Origin of the sequence: Microbacterium testaceum, assembly GCF_003075375.1 — a bacterium.
GTDB lineage: Bacteria > Actinomycetota > Actinomycetes > Actinomycetales > Microbacteriaceae > Microbacterium > Microbacterium testaceum_E.
In genome coordinates, this window is the sequence record NZ_QDFT01000011.1 from 24,744 (window position 1) to 41,146 (window position 16,403).

At 69.8% G+C, this 16,403-nt stretch carries 17 protein-coding genes and 2 tRNA genes; 12 read left to right on the forward strand and 7 right to left on the reverse strand.

Features of this window, described 5'->3' with window-relative positions:
* The first annotated feature begins 2 nt into the window (after positions 1-2).
* The 4 genes from DC432_RS06325 to DC432_RS06340 all read left to right on the forward strand — a co-directional run bounded on the left by DC432_RS06325 (position 3) and on the right by DC432_RS06340 (position 3,740).
* Complete coding sequence (locus DC432_RS06325; RefSeq protein WP_116537143.1) at positions 3-545, forward strand: ribose-5-phosphate isomerase; 543 nt, start codon at positions 3-5, stop codon at positions 543-545.
* The gene (locus DC432_RS06330) at positions 545-1,534 is read left to right on the forward strand and encodes an Fpg/Nei family DNA glycosylase (RefSeq protein WP_116537144.1); all 990 of its coding nucleotides are present in this window, start codon (positions 545-547) and stop codon (positions 1,532-1,534) included. Before DC432_RS06325 ends, DC432_RS06330 begins: the two co-directional genes overlap by 1 nt.
* Before the next feature lie 92 nt (positions 1,535-1,626).
* Positions 1,627-2,250: an FMN-binding negative transcriptional regulator gene (locus DC432_RS06335; protein WP_165801202.1), complete on the forward strand. Its 624-nt coding sequence runs from the start codon at positions 1,627-1,629 to the stop codon at positions 2,248-2,250.
* Positions 2,247-3,740 carry an amidohydrolase gene (locus DC432_RS06340; protein WP_116537145.1) on the forward strand — a complete coding sequence of 498 codons (1,494 nt, stop codon included), beginning with the start codon at positions 2,247-2,249 and terminating at the stop codon, positions 3,738-3,740. The genes DC432_RS06335 and DC432_RS06340 overlap by 4 nt, the downstream gene beginning before the upstream one ends.
* A gap of 71 nt (positions 3,741-3,811) precedes the next feature.
* Here DC432_RS06340 and DC432_RS06345 read toward each other — a convergent pair whose 3' ends face one another.
* The 5 genes from DC432_RS06345 to DC432_RS06360 form a co-directional block, all read right to left on the reverse strand.
* Positions 3,812-4,297, reverse strand: a complete 486-nt coding sequence (locus tag DC432_RS06345) for a Dps family protein (protein ID WP_108319650.1) — start codon at positions 4,295-4,297, stop codon at positions 3,812-3,814.
* Between the two features lie 111 nt (positions 4,298-4,408).
* Positions 4,409-5,602: a signal peptidase I gene (locus DC432_RS06350; protein WP_165801203.1), complete on the reverse strand. Its 1,194-nt coding sequence runs from the start codon at positions 5,600-5,602 to the stop codon at positions 4,409-4,411.
* Positions 5,599-6,078: a hypothetical protein gene (locus tag DC432_RS16355; protein WP_165801204.1), complete on the reverse strand. Its 480-nt coding sequence runs from the start codon at positions 6,076-6,078 to the stop codon at positions 5,599-5,601. The genes DC432_RS06350 and DC432_RS16355 overlap by 4 nt, the downstream gene beginning before the upstream one ends.
* 23 nt (positions 6,079-6,101) lie before the next feature.
* Positions 6,102-6,635 carry a hypothetical protein gene (locus tag DC432_RS06355; protein WP_116537147.1) on the reverse strand — a complete coding sequence of 178 codons (534 nt, stop codon included), beginning with the start codon at positions 6,633-6,635 and terminating at the stop codon, positions 6,102-6,104.
* Between the two features lie 12 nt (positions 6,636-6,647).
* On the reverse strand, positions 6,648-7,259 hold the full coding sequence (locus DC432_RS06360; RefSeq protein ID WP_116537148.1) for an alternate-type signal peptide domain-containing protein: 612 nt from the start codon (positions 7,257-7,259) through the stop codon (positions 6,648-6,650).
* A gap of 149 nt (positions 7,260-7,408) precedes the next feature.
* Between DC432_RS06360 and DC432_RS06365 the strand changes: the two genes are divergently transcribed.
* Positions 7,409-7,966: a gamma carbonic anhydrase family protein gene (locus tag DC432_RS06365; RefSeq protein ID WP_116537149.1), complete on the forward strand. Its 558-nt coding sequence runs from the start codon at positions 7,409-7,411 to the stop codon at positions 7,964-7,966.
* A 123-nt stretch (positions 7,967-8,089) separates the two neighbouring features.
* On the opposite strand, the gene DC432_RS06370 is transcribed toward DC432_RS06365, so the two are convergent.
* Positions 8,090-8,163 (reverse strand) — tRNA-Gly (locus DC432_RS06370).
* Positions 8,164-8,343: 180 nt separating this feature from the next.
* On the opposite strand from DC432_RS06370, the gene DC432_RS06375 reads away from it, so the two are divergent.
* The 7 genes from DC432_RS06375 (at position 8,344) to DC432_RS06405 (ending at position 14,266) form a co-directional block, all read left to right on the forward strand.
* Positions 8,344-8,417 (forward strand) — tRNA-Pro (locus DC432_RS06375).
* A 73-nt stretch (positions 8,418-8,490) separates the two neighbouring features.
* Positions 8,491-9,993: a trigger factor gene (tig, locus tag DC432_RS06380; protein ID WP_116537150.1), complete on the forward strand. Its 1,503-nt coding sequence runs from the start codon at positions 8,491-8,493 to the stop codon at positions 9,991-9,993.
* A gap of 211 nt (positions 9,994-10,204) precedes the next feature.
* Positions 10,205-10,702 carry a tetratricopeptide repeat protein gene (locus DC432_RS06385; protein WP_347707122.1) on the forward strand — a complete coding sequence of 166 codons (498 nt, stop codon included), beginning with the start codon at positions 10,205-10,207 and terminating at the stop codon, positions 10,700-10,702.
* A gap of 78 nt (positions 10,703-10,780) precedes the next feature.
* Complete coding sequence (locus tag DC432_RS06390) at positions 10,781-11,365, forward strand: ATP-dependent Clp protease proteolytic subunit (RefSeq protein ID WP_058231493.1); 585 nt, start codon at positions 10,781-10,783, stop codon at positions 11,363-11,365.
* A 23-nt stretch (positions 11,366-11,388) separates the two neighbouring features.
* Complete coding sequence (locus tag DC432_RS06395) at positions 11,389-12,051, forward strand: ATP-dependent Clp protease proteolytic subunit (RefSeq protein WP_076675865.1); 663 nt, start codon at positions 11,389-11,391, stop codon at positions 12,049-12,051.
* A gap of 380 nt (positions 12,052-12,431) precedes the next feature.
* Positions 12,432-13,700, forward strand: coding sequence for an ATP-dependent Clp protease ATP-binding subunit ClpX (clpX, locus tag DC432_RS06400; RefSeq protein ID WP_108320608.1), 1,269 nt, complete (start codon positions 12,432-12,434; stop codon positions 13,698-13,700).
* A 56-nt stretch (positions 13,701-13,756) separates the two neighbouring features.
* Positions 13,757-14,266, forward strand: a complete 510-nt coding sequence (locus tag DC432_RS06405) for a GNAT family N-acetyltransferase (protein WP_116537151.1) — start codon at positions 13,757-13,759, stop codon at positions 14,264-14,266.
* A 45-nt stretch (positions 14,267-14,311) separates the two neighbouring features.
* Here DC432_RS06405 and DC432_RS06410 read toward each other — a convergent pair whose 3' ends face one another.
* The gene (locus DC432_RS06410; RefSeq protein ID WP_116537152.1) at positions 14,312-16,360 is read right to left on the reverse strand and encodes a M3 family metallopeptidase; all 2,049 of its coding nucleotides are present in this window, start codon (positions 16,358-16,360) and stop codon (positions 14,312-14,314) included.
* Positions 16,361-16,403 lie beyond the last annotated feature (43 nt).

Here is a 16,403-nt window from a genome sequence, read left to right on the forward strand (position 1 = left end):
CCATGCGCATCCACCTCGGCACCGATCACGCCGGTCTCGAATTCTCGACCCAAATCCAGCACCACCTCGCCTCGCAGGGGCACGAGGTCGTCGACCACGGTCCGATCGAGTACGACCCGCTCGACGACTACCCCTCGTTCTGCATCCGCGCGGCGCAGGCCGTCGTGCGCGACCAGGCGGCGGGCGTCGAGGCCCTGGGCGTCGTGTTCGGCGGCTCGGGCAACGGCGAGCAGATCGCGGCCAACAAGGTGCTGGGCGTCCGCGCCGCTCTGGTGTGGAACATCTCGACCGCCGAGCTGGCGCGCGAGCACAACGACGCCAACGTCATCTCGATCGGTGCGCGCCAGCACACCTTCGACGAGGCCGCGTCCTTCATCGACCGCTTCATCGCGACGCCCTTCTCGGGTGAGGAACGTCACGCCCGCCGCATCGGCCAGCTGGCCGCGTACGAGCAGGACGGCGTGCTGCTCCCCGACCCGCGCGCGGGGCACCAGCAGAACACCATGACCGACGCCAGCGACTCGTTCGACCCCGAGGCAGGCTGATGCCCGAAGGGCATTCCGTCCACCGCATCGCCCGCCAGTTCGAGCGGAACATCGTGGGCCGCACCGTCGCGGCATCCAGTCCCCAGGGGCGGTTCGTCGAGGGCGCGGAGGTGATCGACGGTCGCGAGGCCGTCGAGGTGCGGGCCGTCGCGAAGCAGATGTTCCTGCGCTTCGACGGTGACGTGTGGCTGCGCGTGCATCTCGGCATGTACGGCGCGTGGGACTTTTCGGGCGACGTGTCGGTCGACGCCACCATCGCATCGTCGAACGGCCGGATGGGGCAGACGAACCAGCGCGGCACCGTCGTCGACGAGGCGATCATGGATGCCGCGGGCGAGAACTCGCTCAGCTCGATCGGGGCCCCACGTCGTTCCCGCGTGCGCATGTCGGAGCAGACCACCGGCCTCGAGGAGCAGTCCGAGTGGCCTCCGCCGCCCGTGGGTGCGGTGCGCCTGCGCCTGCTGACCGAGACGACGTGCGCCGATCTGCGCGGGCCCACCGCGTGCGTGCTGCAGACGCCCGACGAGGTGCAGGCCACGATCGACAAGCTCGGACCCGACCCGTTGGTGGACGACCTCGACGAGGGTGAGGAGCGCTTCACCGCGACGGTGAAGAAGAAGCCCACCCCGATCGGCCTGCTGCTCATGGACCAGGCGGTCGTCAGCGGGATCGGCAACGTCTACCGCGCCGAGATCCTCTTCCGCGCGCGGCAGAACCCGCACACCCCCGGGCGCGAGGTGCCCGAAGAGGTCGTGCGCGAGATGTGGCGCGACTGGGCGAGGCTGCTGCCCATCGGCGTCGAGACCGGTCAGATGATGACGATGGACGACCTCGACCCGGCCGCCTACCGCCGCGCGATGGCGCGTCGCGCCGACCGGCACTGGGTCTACCACCGCGAGGGCCTGCCGTGCCGCGTGTGCGGGACGGCGATCGTGATGGAAGAGGCGGCGGGGCGCAAGCTCTACTGGTGCCCGAACTGCCAGGCGTGACGGGCTGATCCCTGCGGAGGCACCGACCCCGTCGCGTATCTCGGGCCGCCGGACCGGTCGAAGCGATCGCGGGGGCGTTCTAGGCTGATCCGGTGCGCCAGAACCCCAGCTTCGCCCTGACCGACGTCGGCGAGATCCGCCGGCTCATCGACCTGAGCCCGTGGGTGACGCTCGTCAGCCACACCGACGACGGCCTCGTCGCCTCGCACTACGCCGTCATGCTCGACGACTCCCGCGACGACCTGACGATCGTGGGTCACGTCGGCAAGCCCGACGACGCGATCCTCGGCCTGGGGGAGCGCGAGCTGATGGTCGTCGTCCAGGGGCCGCACGGCTACATCACCCCGCGGTGGTACGGCGACGTGCCCGCGGTGCCGACGTGGAACTTCGTGTCGGCGCACCTGTCCGGCATCCCGGAACTGCTCTCGGCCGACGAGAACCTGCGTGTCCTGGATCGACTGGTCGACCGCTTCGAGGGTCGGGGAGAGGACGCCCGGGGCCTGTACGCGCTGCCGAACGACGCCGCGTTCGTCGAGCGCCTCGAGCGGGGAACGGTGGGCTTCCGGCTGACGCCGACCCGCGTCACCGCGAAGCGCAAGCTCAGTCAGAACAGGAGCCCCGAGGTGGTCGAGACCATCATCGCCGGGCTTGAGGAGGGCAATCCGGCCCTCGCTGCCGAGATGCAGCGCGCCGCCGATGCGCGGGTGCGCGCATGATCGATGAACAGGTCGGGTTCGTCCGTGCGGTGCGCGTCGCCGGACCGGGGCGCGAGCTGCTGCCCACCGACGAACCCGTCGACCTGGCGATCGTCGACGGCGTGATCGCCGACATCGCCCCCACCGGCAACCTGCGTCCGACGGGGCTCGTCGTCGACGCCGAGGGGGGCTGGCTGCTGCCGGGGCTGTGGGACCACCACGTGCACGTGCTGCAGTGGGCTCTCGCCGCCGATCGCGTTCCGCTCGGCGAGGTGGCGACGGCTCGCGAGGCCGCCGCCGTCATGTCCGCCGCGCCGGTGACCGACGGTCGGCGGATCGGCGCGGGTTTCCGCGACGGTCTGTGGCCCGATGCGCCCTCTCTCGACCTGCTGGATGCCGCGACCGGCGAGACGCCGACGTATCTGGTCAACGCCGACGTGCACAGCGTGTGGATGAACTCCGCGGCCTTCCGCCGCGAGCGGTTCGCGCCCACGGCATCCGGGATGCTCCTCGAAGAGGACGCGTTCGAGATCTCGCGCCGTCTGAACGCGGTGGAGCCGGATGCCGCCGACACCGCCGTCGAGCGCATGGCCCGGGCCGCGGCCGCCCGCGGCGTCGTGGGCCTGGTCGACCTCGACATGACGTGGAACGACGAGCCGTGGCAGCGGCGGGCGGCGCGCGGTTTCGACGTGCTGCGCGTGTCGTACGGCACCTACCCTCAGCATCTCGACCGGGCGATCGCCGAGGGCCTGCGCACGGGAGAGCCCGTGCGCGGCGCGCGCAACGACCTGATCCGCGTGGGCCCGCTCAAGGCAATCACCGACGGTTCGCTCGGCACGCGCACCGCGGCGTGCGGTCAGCACTACCCGGGCGATCCGACCAATCACGGGTTGCTGACCGTCTCCCCGGACGACCTCGTCGACATGATGACGCGCGCCACGGCGTCCGGGATCGAGTGCGCGATCCACGCCATCGGCGACGTCGCCAACAGCCACGCCCTCGACGCGTACGCGCGGACGGGCGCGGTGGGAACGATCGAGCACGCCCAGCTGGTCGCGCACGCCGACATCCCGCGCTTCGCCCGGCTGGGTGTCGCGGCGAGCGTGCAGCCCGAGCACGCGCTCGACGATCGGGACATGACGGATGCCATCTGGGCCGAGCAGTCGGCTCAGCCCTACCCCCTGCGGGCGCTGGCCGACAGCGGGGCGAACCTGCGTTTCGGCTCCGACGCCCCGGTGGCCCCGCTCGACCCGTGGGCCGCGATGGCATCGGCGGTCTTCCGCACGCGCGACGGGCGCGAGTCCTGGCAGCCGCAGCAGCGGGTCGACATCGGCACGGCGATCGCGGCATCCACCGCCGGCGGGTCGACGGCCGCTGCCGAGATCGCCCCGGGCGCCCTCGCCGACCTCGTCATCGTGGATGCCGACCCGCTCACGGCCGACGAGCGGGCGCTGCGGGCCATGCCGGTGCACACCACGCTCGTCGCCGGCCGGATCACGCACCACGCCTGATTTCCTCGGTGGCGCGGAAACGACGAGGGGGGCGGCGCCGAAGCGCCACCCCCCTCGGGTCGAACCCGTGCTTACGCCGCGAGGTGCGCGAAGAGGAACCAGCGGTCCTTGTCGAGACCGCGCTTGATCTCGATCGCGACGTCCTGGCTCGACATGTCGATCTCGTCGAGGCCCTCGATGGCGGCCTCGATGTCGACGAGGACGGCGTCGATGTCGGCGATCACCGCGCGGATGATGACGTCGGACTGCGCAAAGCCCGCGGGCACCTCGGTGGCCTTGGCCTTGGCGGCGACGGTCGACAGGCGCGAGTCGACGGGCAGACCCAGGGCGACGATGCGCTCGGCGGCCAGGTCGGACCACTCCTGCGCGTGAGCGACGACCGAGTCGAGCAGCTCGTGCACGCCGATGAAGTTCGAGCCGCGCACGTGCCAGTGCGCCTGCTTGCCGTTGACGACGAGGGCCTCGAGGCCGATGACGACGGGGGAGAGGAACTGGGCGGTGCCGGCGGCCATCGTCGGGTCGACGGTGGTGGCGGCGGGGGTCTGGACGGTGCTCATGTGATGCTCCTTCTCGCAACGAACGAAGTCTGTTGACTGCAACCGTACTCACGCCCTCGCATTCCGCAAGCAAGTTGAGGCTCGGCTAAATACCTGGTGAATAGGCAATCCTCACCTATCCCGGACGCGCCTGATCCGCACCAGGATCCCGACGGCGACGACCGCGCCGCCGGCCGCCACGAAGAGGCCGAAGGGCGTGTCCCGGATCCCGGTCCACGGCAGGAGGCCCGGGGGGATCGCCGCACCCGACGAGCCGTCGGCGGTCGCATCGATGAGCAGCACCACCGGGGTGACGAGGGCGTCTCCCTCGCGCGAGGTGTTGTCGGCGGCGGCATCCATTCGCAATCCGATCTCGACCCGCAGCGTCTCACCGGCGGGGATGACCTCACTGACCCACTGCGTTCCCGGGGGGAGGGATGCCGTCGCCACCACCAGGCGCATCGCGTCGGCGAGTGCCCGGTCGGCGTCGTCCGTCGACGCGGGTGCCGTGTCGAGACGCATTCCGGCCCGCGCGGGGTCGGCGCTGGCGTTGCGGATCCACAACGTCGAGTGCTGCGTCTCGCCGGGGACGATGCGATCGGACGCGTCGAAGGCCCAGATAGAGCCGTCGGCGACGAAACGGACGCCGTCGTCGCTGACCAGCAGCCGCGAGGGGGAGTCGGCGGCGGCGGCGGGTGCGGGAGACAGCAGCGGAGCGCTCGACAGCGCGACGACGAGGGCGACCACCGCGGTCGGAGCCGCGCGGCGGCGGCGCGATCTCAGCAGATCGGTGACGAGCAGGGCGACGCCGTACCCGACGACCGCGACGCCGATCACGGCGATCACCGCGCCGCGCTCCTGCCCGCCGAAGACGACACCGGGGTAGCCCAGGTAGGGGACGGCGAGCACCACCGTTCCCCGCAGCTGCTCGGTCTGCACGGGGGGATCGTCGGTGTTGTTGGCATCCCCGCGCGTGATCAGCAGCCGGTCGCCGCCCGTGCTGCTGGTCGTCCCCACGACACGGTGCGTGACGACCGCGGGATCGCCGGAGCGGATCTGGTACGTCACGACGTCGCCGACACGCACCTCCTCGATCGGCGTCGGGCGCACGGCGATGAGGGTTCCGGGGGGCATCCCGGGCTGCATGCTGCCCGTCAGCACGGTGTAGGTCTGCGCGCCGAGGAGCAGGGGGATGACGACGGTGATCAGCGCGAAGAGCGCGACGACGGCGAGAAGGACGGTACCGAGGATGGCGCGGACCCCCGGCCAGGCCGGTTGTCGCAGCTCACGGGGGGACTGGTCTCGGCGGTCTCGACGAAGAGTCATGGCCCCTGGCATTTGAGCCCCCCACCGAGAGCCTGAAGGAGGGAACCGGCCAGGACGACGTTCTGACGATTGCTCGCGGGCGAGATCCACCCATTGTTCTTCGCCTGAACCTCCACGTACACGGAACCCCCCAACAGCAACGATCCGAGCACGGACGTCACGAGGGTCAGCAACAGTGTCCCGGTGATGTCGTAACTCAGGCCCGCGTGATCGTCGGCCAGCTCGACGGCGTTCCCGTTCTGCGTGTTCCCGAGCACGATGCGATAACCGGTCGCGCCCTCGACCGGCAGCCAGGCGATGCGAGCCGCCCGTGGGGATGCCGAGACGGACTCGCATCGCGTTTCGGGAGGGATCAGAAGCCCTGTCGTCAGCGACACGGCGGGTGCCTTCGCGGAGGCGTCCCACGCTGCGGAAGCGGAAGTCGAAGACGGAGCTATCCACATCGTCACGGCGGCGAGCGCGGCGACGAAGGCCACGTGTCGTCGGTGGGGCCCGCGAGTCATGACAGAGCCTGCACAGCGCGCACCTCGACGGTCGGATCGAGTACGACTTTCGTGAAATCGCCGGGGGCGTCCGCCCTGAGTGAGATCCGAACGCAGAGCTCGACCGATTCCCCGGGCAGCAGGCCACCGGGTGGGGCGTAGGAGGTACCCGGCGCGATCACGACCCCCGTCCCGCACGATTGCACGTACACCGTCGTCTGGACGTATGTCGAACCAGGCGCTGAGATGGGCAGCAAGACCGCCGGCCGCAGGCGCCAGCGCAACGTACTCCCCGACGCCGAGGTCTCGGTCACGATGAGGTTTGCCAAGTCGCGGTACTGCCCGGGGTAGAGAGGTCCCGGAGCGGGCATGGTGCCCGCCCACGTCGCGACCACATTCAGATCGCCCGAGGTCACCGTCACCGCCGGGAGGGGTTGACTGCGCTGCCAGTACGCCTGCGCGGCACTGCTTCCCGCACCCACGACGAGTACCAAGGAGAGCGCGCACGCCCAACGCCATCGATGCGAGACGTCCCTGTCGCGCTTCGGCATGGCCGCCCGCGATCAGTTACCGGTCTGCGTCAACGTGAAGACGACATCCTCGAGGTTGACCGAGCTGTTGACGCCGTTCCTGCCTGAGGTGAGCGGGTCGAAGGTCACCGTCAGGGTGGCCTCCACCGTTTGCGTGCCGTCCTGGTCGGTGACATCGCCTTCGACCAGGTGGTAGGTGGTGGCGTCCACCATGCTCCCGAAGCCGGCCAGCGACAATTGGACGTCGAGGTACTCACCCAACCCCGCATCGAACGTTCCTCCGAGCGATGCCTCAAGGTCTGCTTCGATGGTGTCGCCCACCAGAGTGACGTCGAGAGTCTGGCGGAGCGTCAGCACGTCACCCGGCACGATCCGCACGGACGTGATGTCCCCGACCGGCTGTGCCTGGCCGAGGACGCCCTGCAAGGTCCACTCCGCGTCGCCGAGCGACAGATCCAGGTCTCCGGATGACACGGGCGCGGCGTCGAGAGCGACCTCTGTCGACCAGAAGGCGTACGTGCCCGCGCCTCCCAGCAGCAACGCCGTACCTGCGGCGATCGAGACGATCGCCCTACCGCGCCCTCGTGGGCGGCGCGGCGCCGAGGTGGCTCTCGTCGGGACGGTGGGCTCGGGTGCGAGTGTCATGATCTCTCCTCGGCGCGGGTGGGCTTCGTGCCTCGAAGCTATGAGTTCGTCGAGAGAGCGCCACTACCGAACCGCGTGCCTCCGTCTACTGTTTTCGACGGCGGATACGTAGTCCTCGGTAGGGGCTCGGTAGCGCTAGCCTCGGGCGCATGACCATCGCCCCCGATGCCTCGATCCTGTCGCTCCCCGGCGCAACGCCCCGCCTGCACGAGACCGCGTTCGTGGCATCCGGAGCCCGAGTGGTGGGGGACGTGACGCTGAGCGAGGGCGCGAGCGTCTGGTACAACGCCGTCGTCCGCGGCGACAGCGCGGCGATCTCGATCGGTGCCCGCAGCAATCTGCAGGACAACGTGTCGGTGCACGTGGATGCCGACCACCCCGTCCTCATCGGGGCAGACGTCTCGGTGGGCCACAACGCGGTCGTGCACGGGTGCAGGATCGGCGACGGGTCGCTGGTGGGCATGGGCAGCGTCATCCTGTCGGGCGCCCAGATCGGCCCGGGATGCCTGATCGCCGGGGGAGCGGTGGTCCTCGAGGGCACCGTCGTGCCCGAGGGCTCGCTCGTCGCGGGTGTCCCCGCGAAGGTGCGCCGGGCGCTCACCGCCGAGGAGCGTTCCCGCCTGTTGCGCAACGCCGAGATCTACCTGTCTCACTCGGCGCGCCACGCGCAGGCGCAGTCGGCTGCGGACATCGACGGCGGGGAGTGAGCCGGACCCCCGCGAATCGGCGCGCTGCGGGGACGTGGTCGACGTTCCGGCGGCGGTGCGCGGGTCTCGTCGCGATCGAGGACGACCCGGGCGTCGTTGAACGACGTGCGCGATCAGGTGAGATGGAGGGGCTGACGAGAATCGAACTCGCATCATCTGTTTGGAAGACAGAGGCTTTACCACTAAGCTACAGCCCCGGATTTTCGCGGCTTTGCGGCCACGAAGCATCGGACGTCCTCTACTGTACGACACCCGACAGCGCCTCGCGAACGCGCGAGGGCCGAGTCCGACACGGATCGAGCGGAGAAATCGGCGCATCCAGGCCGATCGACTAGACTTTCAGCGGTCGTTTCGTCGGCGCGTGCCGCGCGCCGCCCCGGGGCGTAGCTCAGCTTGGTAGAGCGCCCGCTTTGGGAGCGGGAGGCCGCAGGTTCAAATCCTGTCGCCCCGACGTCACGGCCCCACAGACCACAGGCCTAGCCGGCCCCCGCGTGCGCGCGGGCCACACGAGGAGAACGAACCGCATGGTCAACAGCACCGTCGAGAAGCTCAGCCCCACCCGGGTCAAGCTGCACATCACGGTCTCGCCCGACGAGCTCAAGCCGAGCATCGCCCACGCCTACGAGCACATCGCACGCGACGTGCAGATCCCGGGCTTCCGCAAGGGCAAGGTTCCCGCGCCGATCATCGACCAGCGCATGGGCCGCGGCGCCGTCATCGAGCACGCCGTCAACGAGGGTCTCGACGGGTTCTACCGCCAGGCCGTCGAGGCCAACGAGCTGCGCGTCATCGGCCGCCCGAACGCCGAGATCGTCGAGCTGCCAGAGCTCAAGGACTTCTCCGGCGACCTGGTCGTCGACGTCGAGGTCGACGTCCGCCCCGAGTTCGACCTGCCCGCCTACGACACCATCACCGTGACCGTCGACGCGGCCGAGGCCGACGAGGCCGGCATCGACGCCGAGCTCGACCGTCTGCGCGCGCGCTTCGGCACGCTCGTGACCGTCGACCGCCCCGCCAAGACCGGCGACTTCGTCGAGCTCGACCTGGTCGCCACGATCGACGGGAACGAGATCGACCGCGCCGAGGGCGTGTCGTACGAGATCGGTTCCGGCGAGCTGCTCGAGGGCATCGACGAGGCCATCGAGTCGCTCACCGCCGACGAAGAGACCACGTTCCGCTCCAAACTCGTCGGTGGCGAGCACGCGGGCGAAGAGGCCGAGGTGGCCGTCACGATCAAGGCCGTCAAGGAGCGCGAGCTCCCCGACGCCGACGACGACTTCGCGCAGATGGCGTCCGAGTTCGACACCATCGCCGAGCTGCGCGAGTCGCTCAGCGAGCGCGTGTCGCAGCAGGCCGTCTTCACGCAGGGTTCCGCTGCGCGCGACAAGTTCATCGAGGCGCTGCTCGAGGCCGTCGAGATCCCCGTCCCGCCGCAGCTCATCGAGGACGAGGTGCACCAGCACCTCGAGGGCGAGAACCGCCTCGAGGACGACGAGCACCGCGCCGAGGTCACCGAGGCGAGCGAGAAGCAGTTCCGCACGCAGATGGTCCTCGACAAGATCGCCGAAGAGGCCAACGTCCAGGTCTCGCAGGACGAGCTGACGCAGTACCTCATCCAGTCGGCCGCGCAGTACAACATGGCGCCGCAGGACTTCGTCAACGCGCTGCAGCAGGGCAACCAGCTGCCCGCGCTCGTCGGTGAGGTCGCCCGCAACAAGGCCCTCGCGATCGCGCTCGGCAAGGTCAAGGTCGTCGACACCGCCGGCAAGACCGTCGACCTGACCGGTTTCGTCGCCGTCGAGGGCGAAGAGCCCGTCGAAGGCGACGAAGAGACGGTCGAGGCCGACGAGGCTCCCGCCGCCGAAGAGGCCCCCGCCAAGGCGCCCGCCAAGAAGCGCGCCCCGGCCAAGAAGAAGGCCGACGCCGAGGCGCCCGCCGCCGACGAGGCTCCCGCCGACGAGGCCCCCGCGAAGGCGCCCGCCAAGAAGCGCGCCCCGGCCAAGAAGAAGGCCGACGCCGCCGAGTAAGTCCTGACGAAGGGGGTGGATGCCACGGCATCCACCCCCTTTCTCATCCCCACATGCCGTTGAGTGTCCAGGGCACGCCGCCCGACGACCTTCTCGTGCGGCGTGTTTTGGACACTCGACGGGTGAGACACCGACCCCGTCTCGTGTGCGGAACGTCGCGCGGGATCGCGCGGCGCGTCTCGGACACGCGACCCGAAGAAAGCAGAGAGTGATGCGACACCTGGACGACTGGCAGGACAGAGTGGATGCCGTCTGGGCCGACGACACGCTCGCCCCCGACGACGTGATCGCCCGCATCGACGCCCTCGCCGCCGAGCTGCCGGACGACGACCCGGTCGCCCTCTTCGAGCGCGCCGGGGCGCGCGACTCCGCCGGGGTCGAGGACGAGGCCGAGGTGCTGTACCGCCGTGCCCTCGCGATCGGGCTCGACGACGAGCGGCGCACGCGGGCGACAATCCAGCTCGCCAGCACGATCCGCAACCTCGGCAAGACGGACGAGGCGCTGGGGATGCTCCGGGCCGAGTACGAGCGCGAGCCGCGCGGGCCGCTGCACGACGCGGCCGCCGCCTTCTACGCCCTGGCTCTGGCGTCGAACGGGGAAGCCGAGCGGGCGGCATCCGTCGCTCTGCAGGCGCTGGCGCCGCACCTGCCCCGCTATACCCGTTCCGTGACCGGATACGCGCGAGAAATCGCCGATCACCTCGACTGATCCGCCCGCGGCGAACACGGCATCCGGTGTCGGAGCCCGCCGGTAGATTCGTTGCAGATCACCGGAAGAGGAGCACACATGCCCGAACCCCTTATGGCAACGAGCGTCTTCGACAGGCTGCTGAAGGACCGCATCATCTGGCTCGGTTCGGAGGTGCGTGACGAGAACGCCAACGAGATCTGCGCCAAGATCCTGCTGCTCGCGGCAGAGGACCCGCAGAAGGACATCTACCTCTACATCAATTCGCCCGGCGGCTCGATCACGGCCGGCATGGCGATCTACGACACGATGCAGTTCGTGCCGAACGACATCGTCACGGTCGGCATCGGCATGGCGGCGTCGATGGGTCAGCTGCTGCTGACCAGCGGCACCAAGGGCAAGCGGTACATCACGCCCAACGCGCGCGTGCTGCTGCACCAGCCGCACGGCGGCTTCGGCGGAACGTCGAGCGACATCCAGACGCAGGCGCAGCTCATCCTCGACATGAAGCGCCGCCTCGCCGAGATCACGGCGAACCAGACCGGCAAGAGCGTCGAGCAGATCAACGCCGACGGCGACCGCGACCGCTGGTTCACCGCACAAGAGGCGCTCGAGTACGGCTTCGTCGATCACATGCGCGAGCACGCCACCGACGTCACCGGCGGCGGCGGAACCGCGGCCTGAGGCGAGAGGAAAAGGACACCATCATGAACATCCCCACCTTCGGCGGCGCCGCATCGCACATGCCCAGCAGCCGCTACGTCCTTCCTCAGTTCGAGGAGCGCACGGCCTACGGCTACAAGCGCCAGGACCCGTACAACAAGCTGTTCGAAGATCGCGTGATCTTCCTCGGCGTGCAGGTCGACGACGCGTCGGCCGACGACGTCATGGCCCAGCTGCTCGTGCTCGAGTCGCAGGACCCCGACCGCGACATCATCATGTACATCAACTCGCCCGGTGGCTCGTTCACCGCCATGACGGCGATCTACGACACGATGCAGTACGTCTCGCCGCAGATCCAGACGGTCGTGCTCGGACAGGCCGCGTCCGCGGCATCCGTCCTTCTCGCCGCCGGCGCCCCCGGCAAGCGTCTCGCCCTGCCCAACGCCCGCATCCTGATCCACCAGCCCGCCATGGGCGAGGCCGGTCACGGTCAGGCGTCGGACATCGAGATCCAGGCGCAAGAGATCCTGCGCATGCGCACCTGGCTCGAAGAGACGATGGCCCGCCACACCGGCCAGGACGTCGCCAAGGTCAACAAGGACATCGACCGCGACAAGATCCTCTCGGCCCACGAGGCCATGGAGTACGGCATCGTCGACCAGGTGCTGACGACCCGCAAGCGTCAGCCTGCGGCTCTCACCGCCTGACCCGCTGCTCCTCGACGCCCCGCAGACCCGTTCCGGTCTGCGGGGCGTCGTCGTGCGCGGCACCGCACGCGCTCGCGTGTGTTCGGCTCCTCCAGGTCTCGCGCCGGAACCCGGTCCGCGCCGGGTAGTGCCTCGAGACTGCACCCGGCTGACAAGTCGGCGACATCCTGCAACCGAGATGTCAGGGGAATGCCGTTTCGTGGCGTCGGCCGCGGTCGAGACCGCCCGGAAACCGACATCACGCCGCCCGCCGTGCCCCAGGCGACGACGCCGGGGGCGATCACGACACCGCCGAGAGCGCAAATGCCCTCGGTTCGCCCGGGCTCGGGTTAGGCTCGGGTAACACACCGGCGGGGGCCGGGTGACGGGAGGATCCGGCCATGGCACGCATCGGTGAGAGCGCCGACCTGTTCAAGTGCTCCTTCTGCGGCAAGAGCCAGAAGCAGGTGCAGCAGCTGATCGCCGGTCCGGGCGTGTACATCTGCGACGAATGCGTCGAGCTGTGCAACGAGATCATCGAAGAGCGCATGGCCGAGTCGTCCGCCGGCGAGGTCGCCGAGTTCGACCTTCCCAAGCCCCGCGAGATCTTCTCGTTCCTCGAGGAGTACGTCGTCGGTCAGGAGCCCGCCAAGCGCGCGCTGGCCGTCGCCGTCTACAACCACTACAAGCGCGTCCGGTCGCACGGCACCCTGCAGCCCGCCGAGGCCCGCGCCGAAGAGATCGACATCGCCAAGAGCAACATCCTGCTGCTCGGCCCGACCGGCTGCGGCAAGACCTACCTGGCGCAGACCCTCGCCAAGCGCCTCAACGTGCCCTTCGCAGTGGCGGATGCCACGGCCCTCACCGAGGCCGGCTACGTCGGCGAAGACGTCGAGAACATCCTGCTAAAGCTCCTGCAGGCGGCTGACTTCGACGTCAAGCGCGCCGAGACCGGGATCATCTACATCGACGAGGTCGACAAGATCGCTCGCAAGGCCGAGAACCCCTCGATCACGCGCGACGTGTCGGGTGAGGGCGTGCAGCAGGCCCTGCTGAAGATCCTCGAGGGCACGGTCGCCTCGGTTCCGCCGCAGGGCGGCCGCAAGCACCCGCATCAGGAGTTCATCCAGATCGACACGACGAACGTCCTGTTCATCGTCGCCGGGGCGTTCGCGGGCCTCGAAGAGATCATCTCGGCCCGCGTCGGCAAGCACGGCGTCGGCTTCGGTGCACCGCTGCATCGCAAAGAGGACGCCCCCGACCTCTTCAGCGAGGCGCTGCCCGAGGATCTGCACAAGTTCGGCCTGATCCCCGAGTTCATCGGGCGTCTGCCCGTCGTGGCATCCGTGTCTCCGCTCGACCAGGACGCGCTGATGGAGATCCTCACGGCGCCCCGCAACGCCCTGGTCAAGCAGTACCAGCGCATGTTCGAGCTCGACGGCGTGCAGCTGGAGTTCGACGAGGACGCCCTGCGTGCGATCGCCGACCTCGCCGTCGCCCGCAAGACCGGAGCCCGCGGATTGCGCGCGATCCTCGAGGACGTGCTCGGCCCGATCATGTTCGACGTGCCGTCGGCCGACGACATCGCCAAGGTCGTCATCACCCGCGCTGCCGTCGAAGACCGCGCGCAGCCGACGATCGTGCTGGCGCAGAAGCGACGCAGCGCCTAGGGACCGGTTCGGAGCGTCGCGCCCGGCGGCAGCCGAGATCGCGACAGGATGAGGGGATGCTCCCCGACCTGCAGCTTCCTGTCGTCCTGTCCAGCCGCGGCGGAGAGGTCGTCATCCGACGGGCGACCGTGACCGACCTCTCGGCGCTCGTGACGTTGCTCTCGGACGATGCGATCAGCGCGGCACGCGGTGACCGCGGCGATGATGCGGACGTCGAGGCCTACGGCGGCGCTCTGCGCAGCGTGCTCGACGCGCCGCTGAACGACCTCCTCGCCGTGGAGGCGGCCGACGGCACGGTGGTGGGGACCCTCCAGCTCACGGTCATCCCCGGTATGGCGCGTCGGGGCGCCACGCGCATGCTCGTCGAGGCGGTGCGGGTGGCGTCGAGCGCGCGTTCCGGCGGAATAGGCAGCGCGGTGATGCGCTGGGTGATGCACGTCGCGGCCCCGGCGACCGGCGCGACCCTCGTGCAGCTCACCTCCGACGCCGCGCGCGTCGATGCCCACCGGTTCTACACGCGACTCGGCTTCGCCGACTCCCACATCGGCTTCAAGTACGCGCTGTGACGCCTCCGGGCCCGTGTACACGGCGCACCCGGGCCCGGAATCGCGTCAGCCCGCGAGACCGCGGCGCTCCAGCAGGGGCTGGATCTCGGCATCCCGACCGCGGAAATCCCGGTAGGCCGCGAGGGGGTCGCCCGAACCGCCGACGCCCAGCAGACGATGGCGGAATCGGTCGCCGTTCTCGCGCGTGAGTCCGCCGTTCTCGCCGAACCACTCCACGGTGTCGGCGTCGAGCACCTCGCTCCAGATGTACGAGTAGTAGCCCGCGCTGTACCCGCCCGAGAACACGTGCGCGAAGTACGTCGAGGCGTATCGCGTCGGGACGACGGGGTTGTCGAGCCCGATGTCCGCGAGGGCCGCCGCCTGGAAGGCCGCGACGTCGATGTCGGCCGACGCCTCGTCGAGAGAGAGGGTGTGACACGCCTGGTCGATCCAGGATGCCGCCAGGTACTCGCTCGTGGCGAAGCCCTGGTTGAACGCCTCGGAGGCGTGCAGGCGTTCGACCACGTCGGCCGGCAGCGGTTCGTCGGTGTCGATGTGCCGCGCGTAGTTCGAGAGGATCTCGGGCCAGAGGATCCACATCTCGTTCACCTGGCTGGGGAACTCGACGAAGTCCCGGTACACCGCGGTGCCCGCGAAGTGCGGGTAGGTGACGGTCGCGAAGAGGCCGTGCAGGGCGTGACCGAACTCGTGGAACAGGGTCGTGACCTCGTCGAGCGTCAGCAGCGTCGGGGTGCCGGGGGCGGGCTTGTTCACGTTGAGGTTGTTCACCACGACCGGTGCGGTCCCGCGCAGCGCCGACTGCGTGACGATCGAGTTCATCCACGCGCCGCCGCGTTTGGTGTCGCGCGTGTACAGGTCGAGCAGGAAGAGCCCGAGCTCACTGCCGTCGGCGTTGTGCACCTCGAAGACGCGGACCTCGGGGTGGTAGCCCTGCAGGTCGTGCCTCTCGGTGACACGGATGCCGTACAGCTGCTCGGCCGCGAAGAACACGCCGTCGCGCAGCACCCGCTCCGCCTCGAACCACGGGCGCAGCGCGGCACGGTCGAGGTCGTACTTCTCGGCGCGCACCTTCTCGGTGTAGAACGCCCAGTCGTGGGCCTCGATCCGGATGCCGTCGGCGTCGGCGATCCGCTGCAGGGCGGCCTGTTCGTCGCGGGCGTTCGCGGCGGCCGGCGCGGCCAGACGCCGCAGCAGCGACGCGACGGCGTCGGGGGAGCCGGCGGTCTGATCGGCGAGCACGGCCGCGGCGTGAGAGGGGTAGCCGAGCAGGGCCGCGCGTTCGGCTCGCAGCCGCACGATCTCACGCAGCACCGGGCGGTTGTCGTGCGCGTTGTCACGCGCCGCGCGCGAGCGCGACGCCTCGAGCAGCCGTCGGCGGCTCTCGCGGTTCGTCAGAGACGACAGGTACGGGTGCCCGGTGTAGAGCGTGAGGGTGACGACGTAACGACCGTCGAGTCCGCGGCTCGTCGCGGTCTGCGCGGCGGCCGAGAGCTCGCCGTCGCCGAGCCCGTCGAGCTCGGCGGCATCGTCGAACACGACGGCGAGGTCGTTCGTGTCGGCGAGCAGGTTCTTCTCGAACGTGGTCGTCAGCACGGACAAGCGCTGGTTGAGGTCGGTCAGACGCTGCTTCTGCGCGGCATCCAGACCGGCGCCGGCCAACGCCATCTCGCGGTGATGCCGTTCCACCAGGTAGCGGCTCTCGGCATCCAGGTCCAGATCGCCCAGCTGCTCGTGCACCGCGGCGATGCGGGCGAACAGAGCGGCATCGAGCTGGATCGCGTCGCGGTGGGCGGACATGAGGGGCGCGAGCTGCTCTTCGACGGCCTGGATCTCGGGAGTGCCGTCGGCGCCCGTCACCGTGTAGAACGTGCGCGAGACACGACCGAGCAGCTCTCCGCTGCGCTCGAGGGCGACGAGCGTGTTCTCGAACGTCGCCGGCTCGGTCTGAGCGGTGATCGCGTCGACCTCGGCCCGCTGAGCGGCGAACGCTTCGCGGAAGGCGGGGAGGTAGTGCTCGGACCGGATGCTGCCGTAGGGCGGCAGGTCGTAGGGGAGCGCGGGGGAGGACAGCAGGGGATTGGGGGCATCCGTCATCGGTCCAGCCTAGGCGGCGGACCGTGCGCGGTCACGGAGAGGA

What these genes read in the sequence shown, in the direction of transcription:
- DC432_RS06325 (WP_116537143.1), top strand. Translation starts at nt 3, where the DNA reads ATGCGCATCCACCTCGGCACCGATCACGCCGGTCTCGAATTCTCGACC.
- DC432_RS06330 (WP_116537144.1), top strand. Translation starts at nt 545, where the DNA reads ATGCCCGAAGGGCATTCCGTCCACCGCATCGCCCGCCAGTTCGAGCGG.
- DC432_RS06340 (WP_116537145.1), top strand. Translation starts at nt 2,247, where the DNA reads ATGATCGATGAACAGGTCGGGTTCGTCCGTGCGGTGCGCGTCGCCGGA.
- DC432_RS06345 (WP_108319650.1), bottom strand. Translation starts at nt 4,297, where the DNA reads ATGAGCACCGTCCAGACCCCCGCCGCCACCACCGTCGACCCGACGATG.
- DC432_RS06350 (WP_165801203.1), bottom strand. Translation starts at nt 5,602, where the DNA reads ATGACTCTTCGTCGAGACCGCCGAGACCAGTCCCCCCGTGAGCTGCGA.
- DC432_RS06355 (WP_116537147.1), bottom strand. Translation starts at nt 6,635, where the DNA reads ATGCCGAAGCGCGACAGGGACGTCTCGCATCGATGGCGTTGGGCGTGC.
- DC432_RS06360 (WP_116537148.1), bottom strand. Translation starts at nt 7,259, where the DNA reads ATGACACTCGCACCCGAGCCCACCGTCCCGACGAGAGCCACCTCGGCG.
- DC432_RS06365 (WP_116537149.1), top strand. Translation starts at nt 7,409, where the DNA reads ATGACCATCGCCCCCGATGCCTCGATCCTGTCGCTCCCCGGCGCAACG.
- tig (WP_116537150.1), top strand. Translation starts at nt 8,491, where the DNA reads ATGGTCAACAGCACCGTCGAGAAGCTCAGCCCCACCCGGGTCAAGCTG.
- DC432_RS06385 (WP_347707122.1), top strand. Translation starts at nt 10,205, where the DNA reads ATGCGACACCTGGACGACTGGCAGGACAGAGTGGATGCCGTCTGGGCC.
- DC432_RS06390 (WP_058231493.1), top strand. Translation starts at nt 10,781, where the DNA reads ATGCCCGAACCCCTTATGGCAACGAGCGTCTTCGACAGGCTGCTGAAG.
- DC432_RS06395 (WP_076675865.1), top strand. Translation starts at nt 11,389, where the DNA reads ATGAACATCCCCACCTTCGGCGGCGCCGCATCGCACATGCCCAGCAGC.
- clpX (WP_108320608.1), top strand. Translation starts at nt 12,432, where the DNA reads ATGGCACGCATCGGTGAGAGCGCCGACCTGTTCAAGTGCTCCTTCTGC.
- DC432_RS06405 (WP_116537151.1), top strand. Translation starts at nt 13,757, where the DNA reads ATGCTCCCCGACCTGCAGCTTCCTGTCGTCCTGTCCAGCCGCGGCGGA.
- DC432_RS06410 (WP_116537152.1), bottom strand. Translation starts at nt 16,360, where the DNA reads ATGACGGATGCCCCCAATCCCCTGCTGTCCTCCCCCGCGCTCCCCTAC.